The organism is uncultured Aquimarina sp. (assembly GCF_947496855.1).
In the GTDB taxonomy this organism is placed as follows: domain Bacteria; phylum Bacteroidota; class Bacteroidia; order Flavobacteriales; family Flavobacteriaceae; genus Aquimarina.
This window is the reverse complement of record NZ_CANMED010000002.1, coordinates 330,920-351,724: the sequence shown is the minus strand read 5'-3', so window position 1 is coordinate 351,724 and position 20,805 is coordinate 330,920. Positions and strand designations below refer to the sequence as shown.

Genomic DNA, 20,805 nt, shown 5'->3' with positions numbered 1-20,805 from the left:
AATATAATGTTGAATTTACATAAAGACCATAAAAATTTAGTGCTACTAGCCTTTGTTGTTTTTGCTGCATTAAGCATAGGTGTTGCTATTATGCCGGCGTATCAAATGGAGGAGTATCAACCTATCCCTGGTATGAAGGATCTTACAGCTCAGGAGAGAAGAGGACTTTCAATATATGTATCTGAAGGTTGTGTAGCTTGTCATACTCAGCAGGTTAGAAATATTGAAATGGATAATATATGGGGGGATAGACCTTCACTAGCTTCAGATTACTATTACAGTAAACAACGAATGGATATATGGAGACAGTCGCCTTCTTTATTAGGTAGTGAACGTACAGGTCCAGATCTTACAGATATTGGAAATAGACAACCTAGCCAAGATTGGCATTTGTTACATTTATACAACCCTAGGTTAGTTGTAGAAGCTTCAGTAATGCCTCAATATTCTTGGATGTTTCATAAGAGTGACACTTCTTATGTTGATAGTGATGCTGTCACATTACCACGCTCAATAACTCAAATGAAAGATAGTGAGGTTGTAGTAGCTAGTCAAGATGCTTTGGATCTTGTAGCATATTTAAAAAGTTTACAACAATTTTCTTTTGAAGATAATGAACCACCTATGAACTTTATACCTGCATTATCTAAAGATGGAGAAACAGCAATCGGAGGTTCTAAAAAATCTGAAGGAGCAGGTTTGTATCAAAATAATTGTGCCGCTTGCCACCAAGTTACCGGACGTGGAGTAAAAGGTGCTTTTCCACCACTTGTAGGAAGTATTATCGTTAATGATCAAAATCCAGAAATGCTGATCAAAATCATACTTGTGGGATATGATGCCAGAGAAGAATATGGAGTAATGCCTGCTCTAGGAGAAAACCTTACCGATGAAGATATAAAAGCTATTGCAGACCACGAACGTTCTAGTTGGGGTAATAATGCACCAGAAGTACCACTAGAAACGATAACACGATTAAGAGATTCAATAACTAATGATAGAACACTATAAAAATATTAATCATTTACATTGATTGTTATGTACACTAACAATTTAAGCTACTAAATAATTTATTATTCTATCCCATAGAGTGGTTGTAGGGTTTCAAGTTAAAGTAACTTTTAAAAATTTATAAAGAGATGAAAACTAAAATTATAACATTCTTACTACTATTAAAGTGTGCGATATCATTTGCTTGTGATCTTTGTAAAAAAAATCAACCTAAAGGTTTCGAAAATATTACACATGGAGACGGTCCCCAGGACAATATAGATTACATTATTATGTATAGCGCAATAGTTATTGTTGGTTATACACTTATTATGAGCCTAAAATATTTGATTAGGCCGAAAGAAAATGAAAGTAATCATATCAAGAACCTAATCCTAGACAATAAATCAAACTAATGGAAAACAAAAGAGAAGTAACCGTTTTTTTAGATGATGAGAAAGTTCCTTTTGGAGTTTTTGAACCACCAGCAAAAATTGTGTTAGATACTACTAAAATTTGTGATGGAAAACACAAACTAAAAATCAAAGCAATATCATCAATGGGTATTGAAGGTGTGCGTGTAATTCCTTTTGAAGTTCGTAATGGTCCTGAGATTTCAGTAGTAGGATTGAAAGAACATGAAATCATAGAATCCAATACGGCAATCATTGTAAATGCCTATGGAAGTGAAACTACAGAGTCTTTTATTATAAAAGGATCTGAGACACCCAAAGCTGTTCCTTCTTGGGTATGGGCATGTATTATAATGTTTGTAGCATTTGCTATTTTCTATTTTATAACACATTGGGATATGGACACCTATAAATCCTTTTTTTAAGTTATTATGAAAATATCAATTTGGGATACCCAAGTAAATAGAGAAGATGGCTTGATCATGTATTTTGAAATAGTAGTTCCTATGAATATTACGAACGAAAAAACTATTTGTGCCTACGGAAAAGAGTATTTAAAAAAGAAAGTTTTTCGCACAAATGAAATGAGCTCCAGTAAATGTTCTTTTTGTCAGATAGAAAGTCGTTCGTCACATATTATAGGCCAAATACATAGTGTTGGTTATAGCATTGTTGAGATAGAAAATTGTAATGCTTAAAAGATGTAACTCGATAGAGGCGCATTGATTTTAGCAAATGGTTTCTTTATAAGAGTGTATATATAATTGCTTTTGAGACCGAACAGAAAACTTTCTATAAATAGCTCAAATATTTATGATCAAATTAGTTGTACAATTATTAAAATAATAAATATGAAAATAGTAGCATCATTAAATGAGGGACTTGCCTATAATGAAGACCGTCCCGCAATAAATATTTTATTAGAAACGGAAACCTCTAAAGAAATTAGAATAGTTTTTAGAAAAGGTCAAATAATGAAAAAACATCATACACCTTTTCCTATAGTAGTTGAGGTCTTTAAAGGCGTAATAGATTTTGGAGTAGAAAACGAGAAAGAGCAATTAACTGCCGGAAGTATTATCGCGCTTTCTGGTGGTGTGCCTCACGACTTGACAGCACTAGAAGACAGTATTGTCCGTTTGTCATTATCAAAGCAAGATAAATTAAAGCGAGTAAAGAATATTAAAACCGCTTAATAGTAATATGATGCTTTTGCGAAAAAGAATAGTAATAGTATTCCCTATCTTATTGCTTGGTTTTGTACTCTCCATATCGTTTATGGAAGCTTGGCTTAAATTTCAGACAGAAGGTGTTACTCGTCAAGTTCGATTTTGATTTTGATTTTTTTAAAATTACATTTAAAAAGATATTTTTTATGAAAAAGATTCTTGTAGTTCTATTGGTTTTGTCACTGTGTTATTTTGTAAGTTGTACATCCAATTCACAAATTGATTCTGACTATTCCTCAATTGATCGGACCTTACGATTAAATAGCGGAGAGAAGTGGAAAGCAAGCGGAGCTATGACCAATGGAATGAATAAGATGAATACTATTGTTAAAAAACTCGACATCAAATCATTTGATTCTAGAGTCATTGGATATGAATTAGATTTTGAGATAAGAATGATGATGTCTGTTTGTGGTGCAACCGGAGAAGCTCACGATCAATTTCACCATTATTTAGATCCTTTGAAGGAACAAATTAGAGGTTTACAAATCGCTAATGATATAGCAAAAGTACCACTCTTAAAATCTATAAATAAATACTTGGATGAATATGAAAATTACTTTAATTAGAATATAAACTAATAAAAAGTACTGTTTTTGATTAATCTAAGGAAGCTGTTCAGAAGAGGTAAGTTCTTTTCTTAAAATGAGAAAAACATTATTTTTCATTTAAAACAATTGTTAACTAAAAATGCTTATGGATATTTCCTAATTCTGCTCAAAGTTTCTCGGGTAATGCCTAAAAATTTAGCAAGTTCTTTTTGGGGCAATTCTTGATTAAAATGTGGCTGGTTTTTTTGTAGGTAAGTATACTTTTCTTTTGCGGTTAATGCTTGTAAAAAAAACATACGTTCTTCGGATTGGATTAAATAAATTTCTAACATTTCACGAAAAAAGGTTTCTACTTCGCGATATTTCTCTGCCAATTGATAGCATTTTTCTCTCGATACCATCAAAAACTCACAATCTTCTATAACTTTAATACCTTCATTAGTTGAAGTTTGTTCTACAAAACTTCTAAAAGAAGTTACAAAATCACCTTTAAAATTAAACCAGATAATGTGCTCCGTACCATCTTCTTTATGTCTAAATTGTTTGGTAATTCCAGAATCTAAAATGTACATAGACTTGCACATACTATTTGGATGTTCTAAAATAGCACCTTTTTTTGCAGAGCTCCATTTAAATGTTTCATTAAATGCGATGTAGGCTTCTTCATTCTTCAACTTTAGCTTTTCTAATTTTTGAGCCAAAATATTTTCCATACTTCTAATTATTACAACCTAAAAATACATAAAGTATTCTTTTGAAATCAAATAAATATCTAAGTATATATTACTTAAATACTTTATTGACATATGTCACACATATCCATAACTGATCGCTATAAATTTGTATTGAAAATAAAACAGTTATGGAATCACAGACAGCAATACAGTTTTTCCCAATGTTAAGTGGAGGTGAATTTTACCCTGTTATGTTTAGTAAGATTTTATCGGCTTTTTATACTTCTAATCAAAAATACTTAACAAGAGGAGAGTTGCAATTTAAAGCTAATCTTACGGTTGATGAAATTAATTATGGGCTTCAATTTCTTATTAGCCTTGGAGAAATATCTATAGAAGGGAAAAATGTTTTATCAGAAACATACTATTCTTTTAATACCGAAGGACATATTAAAAATTTTAGAAATAGTATATCTAAAAGTAAAGACTTGTTGACTACTCTAGAAAGGACTGTGGACCGCAGAGATAACTCTAACCAAATGCTTAACGATTTTATAAAAGATACTGTTGTTTTTTATAGTGAAGTATTGGACTACATAGAAATAAAAATTAGAGAACATTTTAATTCAAAAAATGCTTAAATAATCATGAAAAAGTTAATAATATTTATAATCTGCTTTAATTTTCTACAGCTGTTATCAGCTCAAAAAAACACCTATAATATTGGAATTTTACTTGATACAACTTCTGAAAGAATTGATTCCCTTATTCAAAAATTACAAGCGCAAATTAAAGTAACAGTAGGTCAAGATGCTATAATCAATTTTAGAGAAAAAGATATTTTGATAAATAATCATAATATAAATATATCACAAAAACAATACACGCAACTTTTAAATAATGATACTGATATTATTTTGGCTCTGGGTGTTGTAAATGGCTATATGATTAGTCAACAAACATCCTATAAGAAACCTACCATATTATTTGGAGTTTTAAATGCAGATATGAACAGTGTAGATGCTAATCGACTTACATCTTCCATTAATAATTTAACCTATATCGTTGAGCAAGATTCTTACAAAAGAGATCTTGAGAAGTTTAAAGAACTAACTGATTTTAAAAATATAGGTATTCTCATAGAGAAAGAATTTATTGATGTCCTTCCTGTAAAACAAACCTTTAGTCGTATTGCAGAAGATATAGGGGTTAATTATACGGTCATTCCTTTAAATATGATTATCAAAAATACTAAAGCTTTGGATACTGTAGACGCCGTTTATGTTGCAGGAGGATTTACAATGTCTGATGGAAAAGTGAAGGCACTTGCAAAAATATGTATAGAAAAAAGGTTGCCTTCTTTTACCATTAACGGCGTTGATCAAGTAGCATTAGGTTTGATGGCAACTAATAATTCGCAAAGTGATTTTGATCAAATAATAAGAAGATTAGCACTAACAGTAGAACGCTATGTGAGTGGTAACCCTCTTTCCGAAATGGAAGTTTTAATGACATCAAAATCAAGCCTTTCAATAAATTATAATACTGCTGAAGCTGTTGGAGTACCTATTAGATATAGCTTAGTGAATGAAGCTGAATTTACCGGTTCATTTGATAATGTTGTTCCCGATGAAACCTATTCACTTGTTGAGGCTATTAATAAGGCACTTGACAAAAATCTAAACCTACAATCTATAACCAAGCAAGTTTCATTATCTGGCCAGGATATAAAAACAGCTAAGAATAGTTATTTGCCAGAGGTAATTGCCAGTGGTGTTAGTACATACATAGATCCTGATGTAGCGATATTAGGCCTTGGACAGAGTCCGGAATTTCAAAGTTCAGGTGCTATTAACCTGCAACAAACACTATTTTCGGAACAAGCAAATGCTAATATTACCATACAGAAAAACCTACAAAAGGCAGAACAAGAAATATTGAATGCAGAAGAATTGAATACTGTTTTTGAGGTGTCTAACACCTATTTAAGGATTTTAATTCTCAAAGCTAATGCCGAAATACAACGGAGCAATCTTAAAATTACAAAAAAGAATTACACTATAGCCGAACAAAACTATGAAGCTGGACTTTCTGGAAAGTCTGATATGCTACGTTTTAAAAGTGAAATAGCTCAAAACACACAGATTTTGGTTGAAGCTGTAAATCAAATTGAACAAAGTTTTATTCAGCTTAATCAATTACTAAATAATCCAATAGACACTAAGATAGAAATCGAAGATGTTTCTTTAGAATTGGGTTTGCTTGGTGCTATTCAATATAAAGAGTTTACAGCACTACTAGATAATCCAATAACCAGAGCTCCTTTTGTTAGTTTCTTGACTGAGCAAGCAAAATTAAATGCGCCAGAGTTAAAAGCGATAAATTATAATCTTAAAGCAACGGATCGTAGCATTGACTTCAATGGAAAAGGGCGATTGTTTCCTACAATAGGATTACAGGCGCAGTACAATACGGTGTTTAATAGAAGTGGTAAAGGCAGTACTGCACCAGAAGGATTCATATTACCAGATAACAACTATAATGTAGGTATCGCAGTTTCTATTCCTATTTTCAATAGAAATCAAACCAATGTAAATAGACAAACCGCTCGAATTCAAAAAGAACAATTAACGATCAATCGAGAGAATAACGAATTAGCGATAAGCAGCAATGTGAGTACAAGTATCCTAAATGTAATTAACCAAATGACTAATATCGATTTGTCTAAAGTATCTGAAGAAACAGCGAAAGCATCCTTGGATCTTATACAAACATCCTATGCTTCTGGAGCAGTAAATGTGGTTCAACTCATTGATTCCCAAAACAACTATTTGAATGCCCAATTAAATAAAACAACGGCAGTATACAGTTATTTACTAAGTGTACTTCAAGTAGAACGTTCTATAGGACACTTTTTCTTATTAAATACAAGCGAAGCAAACGCTGCTTTCGCTTCTAAATTCTTAGAATTTCAAAATAATAAAAACTAATAAGCATTATTAAAATCTCAATTAAATGAAACAGTTAATCAAAATATTTAGCCTTCTGGTAATTGTAGGTTTACAATCATCTTGTTCAGAAGATAAAAAACAAGAACCACGTAAACCAAAACTGGTAAAGTATCAACAAATAGGATTGTCTAATAACCCAAGTAATACCAGTTATAGTGGTATTGCACAAAAGAATCTTGTTATTGATTTAAGTTTTAGAAGTAATGGTAGCATTACCAAATTTAACATCCAATTAGGACAAAAAGTAAAAAAAGGAGAGCTCTTGGCTACGTTAGACAATGTATCATCAAGACTTACTTATGAACAAGCGATAACGCGACAGAATGCATCGAAGTCAAATGTAACAACGGCAAAATCAGCTTTAGAAAGAGCGCGTATTTTGTATGAAAAAGGTAGTGCTTCATTGAGTAATTTTGAGCAAACCAAGAATGCATTCCGTTCTGCAAAAGAAGATTATGAATCCTCAAAACGTGCGGTATCTATTCAGCGAGATCAAATTAAATATGGTCATATCTATGCACCTTATGATGGTATAATAGCGGCGGTATATTCAGAAATTAATGAAAATGTAGCGCCTGGACAATCTATCGCCACTTTGAATGCTGGAGATACTATGGAAATTGAATTGGGCGTGCCAGAAAGTAACATCAATAACATTGCTAAAGGAGATAAAGCAATTATTAAGTTTTCTGCTATTCCAGATACTTCATTTAGTGGTACGGTTACCGAAGTTGCTCCTGCACTTTCTATAGAATCAGCAACCTATCCGGTACATATCACGCTTGATGATATCACTGAATCTATAAAAAGTGGTATGGCAGCTACAGTCAGTTTCAGTGAAAGTAAAACAAAAATGCTTCAAAAAAAATTAGTAATTCCAGCGCAAGCAGTTGGTGAGGATTATGATGGGAAATATGTGTTTCTCATTGTTGAAAATGATAGTATGATGATTGCAAAAAAACATCCTGTAACTATAGGAATACTCACACGAAATGGATTTGAAATTAAAGAAGGAATAAAGAGCGGAGACCGTGTGGCTGTAGCAGGTTTACAGACGCTTTTAGATGGTCAAAAAATACGATTACAATAAGTCAAAAACTATAGAAATTATGAATATCGCAAAATTTTCTATCGAAAAAAATAGAATTACCCTTATGATATTGGGTAGCATTATCCTGTTAGGTATTTCTATATACGCTAGCTTATCTAGAGATAGTATGCCACCTTATACGGTACGTGTTGCAAATATTGTTACGGAATTTCCAGGTGCTAGTCCAGAACGTGTAGAACTCCTTGTGACCGATAAAATCGAAAAAATATCTCAAGAATTACCAGAGCTAAAAGAGGTTAAAAGTACGTCTAGAACCGGTTTATCTGTAGTCACTGTAACGCTTAAAGAAGATGTTGGGCCAGAAGTATTACAATCTGTTTGGAATCGTTTACGAAGAAAATTAGAGGGTATGAAGGGATTACCCAATGAAGTTGCTCCATTTTTAGATGATGACGGTATAGGTGATGTTTATGGTATTGTTATCGGATTGGTTTCGGATGGGTTTTCGTATGCTGAAATGAAAAACTATGTAGATGATATAAAAGATGATCTTATTAAATTACCAGACGCCGCAAAAGTAGTGTTGGGTGGTGTTCAAGATGAGCGTGTTTTTATCGAGTTTGATAATACACGCTTAAAAGCTTATGGGCTGTCTGCTGTAAAATTGCAGCAAATTGTTCAAAACACTAATATTTTAACTTCTGGGGGAGAGATTAATTTGGGGGATGAACGTATTACATTAGAACCTACGGGAAATTTTAATACTGTAGAAGATATTAAAAACATGCTGGTTCCTGTGAGCGATAATGGCTTACAATTAGTAAAGTTGGGTGATATCACAACTATTAGCAAAGACTATATTGATCCTTCAGAACAGCGTGTAAGGATTAATGGAAACGATGCCGTTTCATTACACATTAACCTTAAGAAAAACTCCAACATAATTGAGTTAGGTACTCAAGCAGATAAAATAATTGCCAAATGGCAAGATCAATTACCAGCAGGATTAGAGTTGCAACGTATCTCATCTTTAGATAATTATATTGATGATAAAGTAAGTGGTTTTGTGAGTAACCTGCTTCAATCTATTGGAATTGTGCTATTAGTAATGCTTGTTTTTTTAGGCTTTAGAACTGGTATTATTATTGCGAGCTTAATTCCTATTGTAACCATTACGACATTGCTAATAATGGGACTTATGGATGTGGGGTTAAATCAAGTAACTTTAGCATCTTTAATTATTGCTTTGGGAATGCTAGTCGATAATGCTATTGTCGTTGCCGAAACAATTATTGTAAAAATGGAAGAAGGACATTCTGCAAAAAAAGCTGCGGTAGATGCTTGTTCCGAATTATTTACACCATTGTTAATTTCAACATTAACAACCTCGGTTGCCTTTCTTGCTTTTTACTTATCGCCAACAAATATGGGGGATATAGTAGGGCCTATTTTTATTGTGGTTTCCATCGCGTTACTATCTTCTTGGTTAATCGCATTGAGTGTTATTACTACATTTTGTTACTTGTTTTTGAAAGTAATTCCAAAAGATCAACGCAAGCTAAGTACCATTGATAAACTTATCAATAGTTTAAAAAAGAAGTATAAAAACATCATTATAGAATCGCTTCATCATAAATGGAAAATAATTGGGGTAATTACAGCTGCTTTTATATTATCGTTAGTTGGGTTTACTCAAATTCCGTTTTTATTTTTTCCAGATAGTGACCGTAACATGATTACTGTAGATATTAATTTGCCAGAAGGCACAAAAATTAAAACTACAACAGCCGTCGTAAAGAAATTAGAACAGTATATGAAAGATTCTCTACAGCTTAATACCCAAAGAGAAAATGGCATTGTAGATTGGTCTTCTTACATCGGTCAAGGGCCGGAATCATATGATTTAGGATATGCACAAGACGAAGCAAATTCTAACTACGCACATATTATGATAAACACCTCTTCATTTGAATTTAATCAGGCGATGATTAGCAAATTAGATGCTTTTGGATATGATTATTTTTCTAATGCAGATATTCGTGTAAAGGCATTGGCTGCAGGTGGAGGAACCATCCCTATTGAAATAAAAATAATTGGTAAAAACCCGGATGAATTAGCAAAGATAGCTGCTACTGTTAAGGCACGATTATCTGAAATTTCAGGAACTAAAAATGTAAAAGATAATTGGGGACCAAAAACGAAAAAATTCATCATCAAAATAGATCAAAACAGAGCATTAGCAGCTGGTGTAAGTAGCCAGGATATTGCCATTTCATTACAGACAACATTAGACGGATTCCAAACAGGAGAATATAGAGAGGATGATAAATCTATTCCTATTTTGATGCGTAATGAGATTAATAAACAACAAACATTATCATCTTTAGAAACACTAAATATTTATGCCCAAGCTACTGGTAGAAGTGTACCTTTATTGCAGGTGGCATCAATTATTCCTCAATGGCAGTATGCTTCTATAAAACGGTATAACCTTAATAAATCTATAAGTATTACCAGTGAATTAAGAGCTAGTGGTAATGCGGCAATCATTACCGCAGAAATTTCTGATTGGTTAAAAACACAGATGGATAATTGGCCAGTAGATTACAGATATGAATTTGGTGGTGATGAAAAAGAAACTGCCGAGAATATGGGCTCTGTAATTGGTTATTTACCGATTTCAGGATTTCTTATTGTGCTATTACTTATTATTCAATTTAATTCCTTTAGAAAGATGTGCATGATTGTATCTACAATTCCATTAGCACTCATTGGCGTAGTAATAGGATTGTTAATCTTTAGAGAACCTTTTGGTTTTATGCCTTTTTTAGGAACTATTTCTTTAGCAGGAATCGTAATTAACAATGCCATTGTACTGATAGACCGAATGGAGATTGAACAAAAAGATCTAAATAGAAAAATTGAAGATGCCGTTATTACAGCTTGCTTACAGCGTTTTAGACCTATTTTACTTGCTACATTTACAACCGTATTGGGGTTGATTCCTTTATATTTAAGTGGAGGCGAACTTTGGGAAGGTATGGCTATTAGTATTATGGTGGGACTGCTTTTTGGTACCATAATCACACTGGTATTTATACCAGCTTTGTATAGCGTATTGTTTAAAGTAAATTATAACGGCTATGAGTTTGATGAACGTTTATTAGAAGATTAATAGTATTTGCCTTAGCTATACCACACGGTCTATGTTTGCTATAGCTTTTACTTTTTAAATTCATATAAAAACTACCAATGGAAATAACTAATAGAAACCTAAAAGAATACTTAAAACGATTAGTTCGTTCTACCATTTTTTGGACTATCGCTATGTTATTGTTTAGTATTTTTAGATACTTCGCCCTAAAAAATGAAATAGGTATTAGTATAGATCCAAATTACGAAGGTTTTTATCAATTAAAAGATAGTCTTCTAAACTTTGCTCTAGGAGGGTTTCTTATAGGGATACTTTATGCTAATATTGAGTTTTTAATTGATAAGTTTATAGCACAAAGAAGCGCATTAGTGTTAATTATATTGTTCGAAATTCTCTTAACATTTACAGCAATTATTACTGTTTCAAATTTGGTATTGAGTTGGTGGGTAAAAAACAAGAACATCCCTTATGTTGTAGAGCCTGGTTGGTGGTATAAAGACAGCTCTTTTATTCCGGCATTAATTTACATAGGAATATCAATAGTTATATATTCACTAATTACTATTGTTTTTGAAAAATTTGGTAGAGGTGTTTTTTTTAAAATGCTTATTGGAAGTTACAAACAACCACAGGAAACTAAACGTATTTTTATGTTTCTGGATTTAACAAGTTCTACAACTATTGCAGAACGATTAGGACATCAAAAATACAGCCAATTCATTCAAGATTTTTTTTATGATTTAAATGAGATTGCCGCACCTTATGAAGCTGAAATCTATCAATACATTGGTGATGAGGCGGTATTGAGTTGGTCTTACAAAAAGGGTGTTTATAAAAATAACTGCTTAAACTTGTTTTATGCTTTTAAAAAGAAAATAGCATCTAAATCTAAATTTTATTTAGATAAATATGATATAATTCCTGAGTTTAAAGCAGGTATCCACGGCGGTTCTTTAATGGTCGCAGAGGTAGGTGTTGTAAAAAAAGAATTAGCCTACCACGGTGATGTTATTAATACTACAGCACGTGTACAAGCCAAATGTAATGATTACCGTGTATCTATTTTAACAACAAAAAGCTTGTTAAATAATTTAGATATTGAAGGTCGTTTCATAGCTTCTATTGTGGCAAAAGTGGTACTTAAAGGTAAAGAAAAACCAGTGCAATTATACACACTAACAATAATATAACTTGAGTTTGATTGATTGAAAAAAGAAGCTTTATTAATTGACATATGTCACAACCATTTGGAATTAGTACATCTAAGTTTGTGTTGGATTTTAAAAGCTAAGACAATGTTTACACACTTTCTAAGAAATAGAAATAGTTCAAAATGGTTTAGATCAAGAGTGACAGGTATATTAATCTTAAGTCTTATAGCTACTTATTCACAAGAAAGTAATAAGGGAGCATTTAAGTATGAAATAGAATTAGGGACTGATAATGATTTTTTGGTAGTTAATACTTCAACAGATAAATATTACACATATGGTATTAATGCTTCATTTAGATGGCGTTTAGATAAACCAAATTTCATAAGTAAACTTTTTTCAAATAGAACAGGTTATTTTGAGAGTCTTGGGTTTAATATGGAAGGGTATACGCCAGATTATCAGTCTTCTAAAAATGAAACCGAAAGACCTTATGCTGGTTGGAGTTATTTTGAATTTCAATCTACATATGGTTTTAAAAAATCTTTTTTGCGATTGGGTATAGATGTTGGTATTCTGGGGCCAGATTCACAAGCCGGAGCCGTACAAAATTGGTTTCATGGACACGTAACTGGTGATAGAGTTTTGGATGGTTGGAAATATCAAATTAATAACCAATTAGGAGTAAACTTAAGAGTACTGTACGCAGTGTCATTTTATCAAAATAAAATATTTGATTTCTATGGTGCTACGGATATCTCATTAGGTAATATTTTTACTTACATAAATCCGGGTATCAATTTTCGTATTGGAAAATTTAACAGCCTGTCTAATAGTGCTGCATATCAAAATGCGATACTTGCTAATAACTCTAATAGAGAATTTTTTTTGGATGGAGGTATTGCTGTTAAAATGTCTGCTTTTAATGCTACAATTCAAGGGAACAAAATAGATGAATTCAACTTTATAGATAGTGAAATTATAAACAATGTTTATTTTAATGGTCAAATAGGTATGTATTATGGATCTAATAGATGGACTCTAGGCGCAAAATATTTCTTTTCGAGTGGTGAATTAAACGACAATGATAGTCAAAGATATGCGATGCTCACTTTCTCTTATAAGTTTGATTAAATTATAGTAATATTTTTATTTGTGCTTAAGTATAATTTCAATCTAGAAAATATTCAGCATTACCTTTTTATCAATGAAAAACATAGAATACGTATAAATTATTTAAAGGTATTATAAGAGGAACGTATGTAAGGACTAGCCTTTATGTATTAAGTGAAAAAGTGATGTTATAATTTCAAACTAGTTAATATTTTCTCAAATACTATTAAAAACCAATTTGGTAAGAATTCCGTGTAAAAGCTATTGTGTTAAATAAGAAGTTGAATGTTTAGAATTTCAAATTCTAAAATTAGAAGGAGGTATTGAAAATTAATTGACCCATTTAAGATGTTAAATTTGTAACGTTTTAATGGGTCAATTATAGATTTTAAAAATTTAAGAGAATATACATTTATTGAGATTTTCAAAAAAAACTACTCTATTTTTAGTTACAGTCTGTAAAAGTTATTCTACACCCTTTTCTTCCTCTTATAAGAGGGGTTGTGTTATCGATTTTAATTCTATCTCCACCATTACTAGGAAACCCAATGGCAGAGTTATTATTAATAAGTGTATTAACATTGTAACTTCCTTCTGAATCAGGCCCATTACCTGATATAGTATTATCGTATACTGCTGCTAGAGAAGGTCCGTAGAATACGACATCCTTACCAAATCTTTCTTTACATAGACCATTGCTATTTCTTTCTTCGCAAGGTAAGTATAGTCTATGATTAAAATTGAGTTGACCAGTAGTTCCGTAAGTTGCTTTGATATTAGAAATACGTGTATTTGATGAGAAGGTTCCAGCCTTGAATTGTGCTATTGCAAATGAATTGGCAGCTGCAGCCGGGGTTAATCTGGCAGCAAAAATACCACCACCTCTTTTATAAACTTCCTCAACAGATCCAGCTCCAAATTGGCTCTCAACATTAGTTCTGTGTTGATTACCATTTATAGAATTATTCGCTGCGAATATTTCTACAAAACCACGCTCGATTCTTACAGCAAATGAACTGTTAAAACTTCTAATATTGCCTGCCGTAACTGTTCCGTTTTCCATAAAGTGAGGTGACAACATCAAAGCGGCTAAACCATTTCTACTAATAATTTTTTTTGCAACAATGTCATTGACACCGCCTATATTGGGAATCATCCTTCCTTTATTAACACTTTTCATAGCTAAATTATCAGTTTCTATCCTCAATGTGACACCGCCATCACAGTCTAAATTGTTAAAGTAAACATTGTTCGCTGCATAGGCTTGGATTAACCCATAGCCGCGTAAAGCATTGTTTTGCTTAATTTTTTCAATGATACCGTCTCTAGACCAATTTGCTACACCATTAATTACTCCTATGTCAACTAAAATAGAAGCAAAAACAGAATTTTTATCTTCAATAGTAAAATTGGAAATTTTAAAGTTTCGAACATCTCTTACTGCGCATACAATAAGATTTCTGCTTGGGTTTCTTCTAAGATCTACAGTGAAACCCTTACCTTTACCTATAATAGCGGCATTTGTTATTCTCGGCCCTCTGTCTCCAAATCTAAACATAGTTTGGTTTCTTTTAATTCCTGATTGGGAAAAAAGAACAGCATTCTGATCAATTTCAATAGTAATGTTCGATTTCATCACAATATCTGTAAAATAATAATTACCGTTTGGTATGATTAACTTTCCAAAAGTATTGCCATTTAATTGATTACTGATGTCATCTATAGCTTCTTGAAGCTTTGGACTATCGTTATTGTTGTCATTATTATTTACTCCATAGTCAGTTACTAGGTTTTTAATTATTGAAAAACTTTCAGGTTCTTTATAAAAGTCATTGGTGTCAACATTAAGTCTATTCTTAGATTCTTCTGTAGTTATATTTTCGGTTTCGGGAATAAAATCTTCAATATTGTCAGAACATCCTATTGCTAAAAAAGTTAGCAATATTAATATGTAATTAAGTTTTGTTACTTTCATGATTTAGTTTTTGTGTTTATTCGCAACTATTACAAAATTGGTTGTATGATTATTTACAATAGCTACAAGTTTATAATTAAGATTTGTGATAATAAGATTTTTAGTTTTTAGAGGAGTACAGAATTATATTGGCCAATTAGCCCTTGCTTTAATGATGTTTTTTATTCAAAAATAACTTTACGGGTATATAAATTTTGACCATTTTCGATCGTTATAATATATATTCCACTTTTAATATTCGATGTATTAAGCTCAAAATTACTGTTGCTAAACGATTCTTTATGTATAACTTTACCTTGTATATCAGAAATAATTATTGATGCTTCACTCTTATTGTTAATCTCTTCAATATTTAAACTTAATAAATGCTCATTTTGATTGACATATAGGTCAAAAGTTTTTGAATCTAAATATTCACGATTTAATTTTTTTTCCGTATTTTTTTTTCAAACTCTTACATATTCAACTTCACTTGTCATTGGAAATTTACTTGGTGTATCTGGTGTCGGCACTGGTTGTCTCACTCCATTTTTATCATAAAAATAATAAGGTTCTCTAAGGCCAAGAGAAACGATTAGATTCATCGCGTATTTATGGAACTTATTTTGAACGGTCCTTCCTATTTTTTTACCGTCAATGTAAAATTCTATCTTTTCTGCAGTCCAAAGGTATCCGTAGACGTGAAATTTTTTACTAGGACCTAAACCATTACCAGTTTCTTGTCTTATTGGCATTCGTACATTATTCTTATTAATATGCACTACATTCCATGAGATTATATCATTATCTCTTTGTTTCGATTGAAGCTCCGGACAATCTATCTCTACATACTTAACGTTCTGTCCACTATTTCTAACTCTTGAATACAACCAAAAAGCAGGAGATGCACCTGGAAATCTGGGAGCACCTTTCATTTTCACTTCAAAATATCCATACTTTATTTTCTTTTTACTAGTAAGAATTCCAGATTTAAAATACAGCTGTTTACCATTTCTTTTATGTTTATCCCAATCGATAGACATCTGTAATCTTTTGTTTTTTATCAAAACTTTTCGAGAATCAGAAGACCAAGCAGGCCAATTATCTATATTTGTAGACCATTTATTTTTATTGATATTTCTATCAAATTCATCAGAGAAATCCTGTTGTATTGTCCAATTTCCGTTAATTCCTAAGGGTTGAGGAGTTTTCTTTTGTGAATAGAGAGTCATGGTGCAATTAACTATAATAAAAAAAAGTATAATTAATCTTTTCATATTCAAGGTTTTAGTTTGTGCTAATTCGAAATTAATAATTAACTCAGAATATGGACAGAACTAAATTACCTTCTTAATACTTTTTTTTACCATTTTCATTTAAAAAGGTATGAGTGCCAATTCCACAGAAAAATTCTAAAAGTAGTGAATGGCTAATGATTCATAATTTGTTACAGAAATAGTTTTTTTATGTTTCTTACATCTAACTCTTTATTCTACTATAGTTTTGTGTTTTAGCATAAATAATGAGTAACTACCTACCGAACTCCATTATTTAATTTAAAACATTTGATATATAAGCTTTGTAGATGTTATTTTTTGTAAATTTAAAATTGATTAATTCCCCGAATATGAAGTTGTTATTACTAATAACCTACTTATTAACTTTATTTTCATATGCTCAGAAACCAGTTTTTGATCCCGAAAAATCCACAGGTAAATTATTTGAATATGCAGAATTTACGAATGTAGGTAAATCCAAATATTCCATAGACGATATTATTAAGGACAATCTTTTAAATTATGAAAGTTTACAATCAGAAAATCATGACTTTGGTTTTACATCAGACACTTATTGGTTACGTTTCAAGCTAAAGAATAGCTCCAACGTTGTTAAAAATTACTATTTAGAAACAGCAAGACCTGTAACAGATATAGTCAACTTATACGAAATAGGGCATTTGATAAAGGAACAAAAAAATGGAGATCAAATTTCTTATAATGATAAACCTATAAAGCATAGGCAAATTATTTTTAAAATTTTAATAAAACCTCAGAGTGAAAAAGAATTTTATATTAAGATTACAAGTGATGGTGAAACAATAAACCTTCCTCTTAACTTATATAATGAATCAGCATTCATAAATAATAATTACAAACAACAATTATTTTTAGGACTTTTTTACGGTGTGTTGATTTTGGCAGGTTTTATTTATTTATTCTTCTTTACTAGTTTAAAGAACAAAGCATTTTTGTATTATGGAATATATGTATTCTCTATTGCTTTAATGCAAGCTGCATTGGATGGTTTTGTTCATCAATATTTTTTACCAAATGGAGGCTATTTAAATAGTAGAATGGTTTTAATCTCTGCTTTACTTTCAAATTATTTCTTACTAAAGTATTGCGAATATTTTTTAAATGTAAGATTATATCTACCAGGTTATTTGAGACTATATAAAATTATTTATGGTGTACTTGCGGTTCTTTTTGTTATGTTATTTATAAGCTCAAAGACATTAGAATTAGTTTATCCAATCAGTAATTTTAATGGCCTCTTAAGTTTGATACTCATAATTACTACAGTATTTACAATAAGTTTCAAGAAAATATCGGTGGATACGTATTTTTCTATTGGAATTTTCTTTTTAGTAATTGGGCTTTTGGGTTTTGTACTGAACAATTTAGGATTATTACCTACAAATTTCTACACCTTAAACAGTTCTAAGTTTGGCAGTGGTTTTGAGGTAGTTTTTTTATCATTATCCATGACTAATCTTTTAAGAATATTGAGAGAGCAAAAGGAAGCATCACAAAAGTTAGCGCTAAAAAAATCTGAAGAAGTGAGTGAGCTTAAGACATTTTTTATGTCCAATATGAGTCATGAATTAAGGACCCCTATTAATGCAATAATGGGTGTTGTGGAGACAGAATTAGCTAATAAAACAAATACGATCGAAGAACAGGAAAAATATCAAACTATTAGAAATGCTAGCATTAGTTTATTGAGTAATGTAAATGATATTTTAGATTTTGAAAAAATTGAAAAGAGTGAAATTCGGCTTAAAAATGAAGTTTTCAACCCCTCAATTATTTTAAATCAAATAAGCAAAAACTGGGAATTAGAAGCTTTAAAAAAAGGATTAGATTATCGTTTGGAAATAAAATCCGAAATACCAACAAGAGTTACAGGCGATGAAGATAGATTATTACAAATTATAAATAACGTACTAAGTAATGCTATTAAATTCACAAATACGGGAACTATTATTCTAAAAATAACATGTTCATCTCAAGCAAATGATATTTCTCTATTTTCTTTTCAGGTTTCAGATACAGGTATTGGTATACACGAAAAAAACAAAGATATTCTTTTTAATAGCTTCAATCAAATGCGATTAAATCATAAGCGTCAGTTTGGAGGAATAGGTTTGGGGCTTACAATTGCTAAACATTTAATCAATTTATTTGGAGGAAATATAAAGATTGAAAGTAAATTAAATAAAGGGACCGATGTTTTTATTGAAATCCCGTTAAAAGAAATTCGTGATGCGGAAGTCGATTTAAAATTAAATAGGAATATTTTGGGCAAACCACTACATATTCTTGTAGTAGAGGATAATAAGCTGAACCAAATGGTAATGAGCAAACATTTAGAAAGTTTTACCAGTGTTAGTTTTTCGGTTGTAGAAAATGGAAAAGAAGCTATAGATATATTACAAATAGAAACATATGATTTGGTATTAATGGATTTACAAATGCCTATTATGGATGGTTATGAAGCTACGGAATTAATTAGAAGTGGTACATTAGGTAATGCGATTAGTAATATCCCAATAATAGCAGTGACTGCAGATGCTATGGAAGAGACTAGGCAACATGTTTTAGATATAGGAATGAATGATTATATGACTAAACCTGTTAAAAGGGATTTACTATTAAAAAAGATTAGGTTTACTAATTAGCAGAAAGAATATAATCAAGTTATGAACTCAAATTTTAATTTTATCATTTTATTTTAAATAATTAAATTACTCATTTCGTATCCCTGCTGTGAGTATAGTAGCATTAACTAAAACGTAAAAACGTAACTAATAAAAGATTCATCATACATTCCTAAATGAAAATCGTGTCTTTGTCTCGTTTCTCATTCGACGTCAAAATTGACAGCAACTAGGTTGTATTTACCTTTAATACCAAAATTAGATTCTTTAAATGTATGTGCTGTAAGCAAGCATAAAATATATCAGCTATTAAAAATTACTTTTTCCTGTTTTTTTTAATTTGATAATTGATTATGAAATTTTTTGTTTTCCTCGGTTTGATTAAAGGTTAACCTTGTATTGAATATCCAGCGAAGGTAGTGTTGTATTGTGTCTGAAAATGAGTAAAATAGGGTTAAAAAAACTAATAACCATTTCTTAGTTTTGTTTCCAATGCTTCTCTGAAATCTAAGTTTTTATATTAAAATCCAAAATTCAATCCAAATGATAGGCCACTATATTCAGCAAAGGTATAATCAATATTTACTCTAAAAAACGATAAAGCAACCTTGGCTCCCAGTGTTCCTCTTACTCCAGAAACTTCACTTTCTATAGAAAAAGGATCGACAATTGTTTCTGAACTCACGAATCCTGATTGTACTCGATAAGTACCTTTGAGATCTGTTGAAGACTTACCCGAAAGATAACCTATTCCACCATATACATTGAACACTGGTAATTTAGTTGATCCTATCACTTGAAACAGCCAAGTATTGGTATCATTCTCGAAACGTTGATCCTCTCCTTGAACAATATTTGTATTCGTAAAATCATAGCTTCCGTCCAGATGTGTATAGGCAATAAGTCCTGAAATAGCAACGGGAAATAATTTATCTGCAGGAAGCCAGGACGTTATTTCATGTTGTAATCCAAATCCATAGAAACCAACTTCAGCATCATTTGTTTTTACCTTAGGGAAAAATCTAGCTTTAATTTCGGTACCTTTTATCAATCCTAAACTTGCTTGCAAAAACGCTGTGGGGACAAAATTTATATTAGACTCTCCTAAGCCAGTAGGTAATTCGAATTCTGCATCTTGCGGTGGAAACCCGGGAACAGTGCTTTCTCCTTCTACAACTACAATAACGTTCTCAATATCACCAAAGGCTGTTGCAACAGGTCTAGCGACGCCTGGATTATCCCGAAAATCTAAATTTTCATAATTTGTAGGATCTAGTACAAATGATTTATTATCATTTCCCACAAATGCAGCATTAACCACTAGTGAAATTTCAAAACCAAAACGTTTTTTTGCTTTCGCACTATTAAACCATCCATGATTCATACTGTACATTAAACCATCAGTAGCAGGGTTTAAATAATCGGAAGTAAAGCGCTGTGCATCATTAATACCAGCAGCTAATAAGTTATCGATATTTTGTTGAGAAAATATAGGGGATAAAGACAAAAAAAGTAAGACAAATGCAATTCTTTTCATAAGATTTGGGTTAATTTAATATAAATAGGTTTAGTAA

The 20,805-nt window shown here is 31.3% G+C and carries 18 protein-coding genes; 13 read left to right on the top strand and 5 right to left on the bottom strand.

Features of this window, described 5'->3' with window-relative positions; all coding sequences use genetic code 11:
- The first annotated feature begins 6 nt into the window (after positions 1-6).
- The 6 genes from Q0921_RS07620 (at position 7) to Q0921_RS07595 (ending at position 3,201) form a co-directional block, all read left to right on the top strand.
- Positions 7-1,011 (top strand): cbb3-type cytochrome c oxidase subunit II, encoded by a 1,005-nt coding sequence (locus tag Q0921_RS07620; RefSeq protein WP_299255614.1) that lies wholly within the window; start codon positions 7-9, stop codon positions 1,009-1,011.
- A 128-nt stretch (positions 1,012-1,139) separates the two neighbouring features.
- A complete protein-coding gene (locus Q0921_RS07615; RefSeq protein ID WP_299255612.1) occupies positions 1,140-1,406 on the top strand; it encodes a hypothetical protein in 267 nt (88 codons plus the stop codon).
- Positions 1,406-1,828, top strand: coding sequence for a cytochrome C (locus Q0921_RS07610; RefSeq protein ID WP_299255610.1), 423 nt, complete (start codon positions 1,406-1,408; stop codon positions 1,826-1,828). Before Q0921_RS07615 ends, Q0921_RS07610 begins: the two co-directional genes overlap by 1 nt.
- A gap of 6 nt (positions 1,829-1,834) precedes the next feature.
- Positions 1,835-2,101, top strand: a complete 267-nt coding sequence (locus tag Q0921_RS07605; RefSeq protein ID WP_299255608.1) for a DUF2024 family protein — start codon at positions 1,835-1,837, stop codon at positions 2,099-2,101.
- A gap of 153 nt (positions 2,102-2,254) precedes the next feature.
- A complete protein-coding gene (locus Q0921_RS07600; RefSeq protein WP_299255606.1) occupies positions 2,255-2,599 on the top strand; it encodes a cupin in 345 nt (114 codons plus the stop codon).
- 179 nt (positions 2,600-2,778) lie between these two features.
- On the top strand, positions 2,779-3,201 hold the full coding sequence (locus Q0921_RS07595) for a hypothetical protein (protein WP_299255604.1): 423 nt from the start codon (positions 2,779-2,781) through the stop codon (positions 3,199-3,201).
- 125 nt (positions 3,202-3,326) lie between these two features.
- Here the strand turns inward: Q0921_RS07595 and Q0921_RS07590 are convergent, their stop codons facing one another.
- Positions 3,327-3,896 (bottom strand): Crp/Fnr family transcriptional regulator, encoded by a 570-nt coding sequence (locus Q0921_RS07590; RefSeq protein WP_299255602.1) that lies wholly within the window; start codon positions 3,894-3,896, stop codon positions 3,327-3,329.
- A 149-nt stretch (positions 3,897-4,045) separates the two neighbouring features.
- Here Q0921_RS07590 and Q0921_RS07585 point away from each other — a divergent pair, with 149 nt between their 5' ends.
- The 6 genes from Q0921_RS07585 to Q0921_RS07560 all read left to right on the top strand — a co-directional run bounded on the left by Q0921_RS07585 (position 4,046) and on the right by Q0921_RS07560 (position 13,358).
- The gene (locus Q0921_RS07585) at positions 4,046-4,498 is read left to right on the top strand and encodes a hypothetical protein (RefSeq protein WP_299255600.1); all 453 of its coding nucleotides are present in this window, start codon (positions 4,046-4,048) and stop codon (positions 4,496-4,498) included.
- A 6-nt stretch (positions 4,499-4,504) separates the two neighbouring features.
- Positions 4,505-6,847 carry a TolC family protein gene (locus tag Q0921_RS07580; protein ID WP_299255598.1) on the top strand — a complete coding sequence of 781 codons (2,343 nt, stop codon included), beginning with the start codon at positions 4,505-4,507 and terminating at the stop codon, positions 6,845-6,847.
- A gap of 25 nt (positions 6,848-6,872) precedes the next feature.
- Positions 6,873-7,958, top strand: a complete 1,086-nt coding sequence (locus Q0921_RS07575) for an efflux RND transporter periplasmic adaptor subunit (RefSeq protein WP_299255596.1) — start codon at positions 6,873-6,875, stop codon at positions 7,956-7,958.
- A 19-nt stretch (positions 7,959-7,977) separates the two neighbouring features.
- A complete protein-coding gene (locus Q0921_RS07570) occupies positions 7,978-11,094 on the top strand; it encodes an efflux RND transporter permease subunit (RefSeq protein ID WP_299255594.1) in 3,117 nt (1,038 codons plus the stop codon).
- A gap of 77 nt (positions 11,095-11,171) precedes the next feature.
- Positions 11,172-12,263 carry an adenylate/guanylate cyclase domain-containing protein gene (locus Q0921_RS07565; RefSeq protein ID WP_299255592.1) on the top strand — a complete coding sequence of 364 codons (1,092 nt, stop codon included), beginning with the start codon at positions 11,172-11,174 and terminating at the stop codon, positions 12,261-12,263.
- Between the two features lie 105 nt (positions 12,264-12,368).
- Positions 12,369-13,358, top strand: coding sequence for a lipid A deacylase LpxR family protein (locus Q0921_RS07560; protein ID WP_299255590.1), 990 nt, complete (start codon positions 12,369-12,371; stop codon positions 13,356-13,358).
- 424 nt (positions 13,359-13,782) lie between these two features.
- Here the strand turns inward: Q0921_RS07560 and Q0921_RS07555 are convergent, their stop codons facing one another.
- The 3 genes from Q0921_RS07555 to Q0921_RS07550 all read right to left on the bottom strand — a co-directional run bounded on the left by Q0921_RS07555 (position 13,783) and on the right by Q0921_RS07550 (position 16,568).
- On the bottom strand, positions 13,783-15,312 hold the full coding sequence (locus Q0921_RS07555; RefSeq protein ID WP_299255588.1) for an Iota-carrageenase: 1,530 nt from the start codon (positions 15,310-15,312) through the stop codon (positions 13,783-13,785).
- Between the two features lie 161 nt (positions 15,313-15,473).
- The gene (locus Q0921_RS25055) at positions 15,474-15,662 is read right to left on the bottom strand and encodes a T9SS type A sorting domain-containing protein (protein WP_366520001.1); all 189 of its coding nucleotides are present in this window, start codon (positions 15,660-15,662) and stop codon (positions 15,474-15,476) included.
- 96 nt (positions 15,663-15,758) lie between these two features.
- Positions 15,759-16,568: a family 16 glycosylhydrolase gene (locus tag Q0921_RS07550; protein WP_299255587.1), complete on the bottom strand. Its 810-nt coding sequence runs from the start codon at positions 16,566-16,568 to the stop codon at positions 15,759-15,761.
- A gap of 350 nt (positions 16,569-16,918) precedes the next feature.
- On the opposite strand from Q0921_RS07550, the gene Q0921_RS07545 reads away from it, so the two are divergent.
- A complete protein-coding gene (locus Q0921_RS07545) occupies positions 16,919-19,252 on the top strand; it encodes a hybrid sensor histidine kinase/response regulator (RefSeq protein ID WP_299255585.1) in 2,334 nt (777 codons plus the stop codon).
- A gap of 499 nt (positions 19,253-19,751) precedes the next feature.
- Here Q0921_RS07545 and Q0921_RS07540 read toward each other — a convergent pair whose 3' ends face one another.
- Positions 19,752-20,768 carry a DUF6588 family protein gene (locus Q0921_RS07540; RefSeq protein WP_299255583.1) on the bottom strand — a complete coding sequence of 339 codons (1,017 nt, stop codon included), beginning with the start codon at positions 20,766-20,768 and terminating at the stop codon, positions 19,752-19,754.
- Positions 20,769-20,805 lie beyond the last annotated feature (37 nt).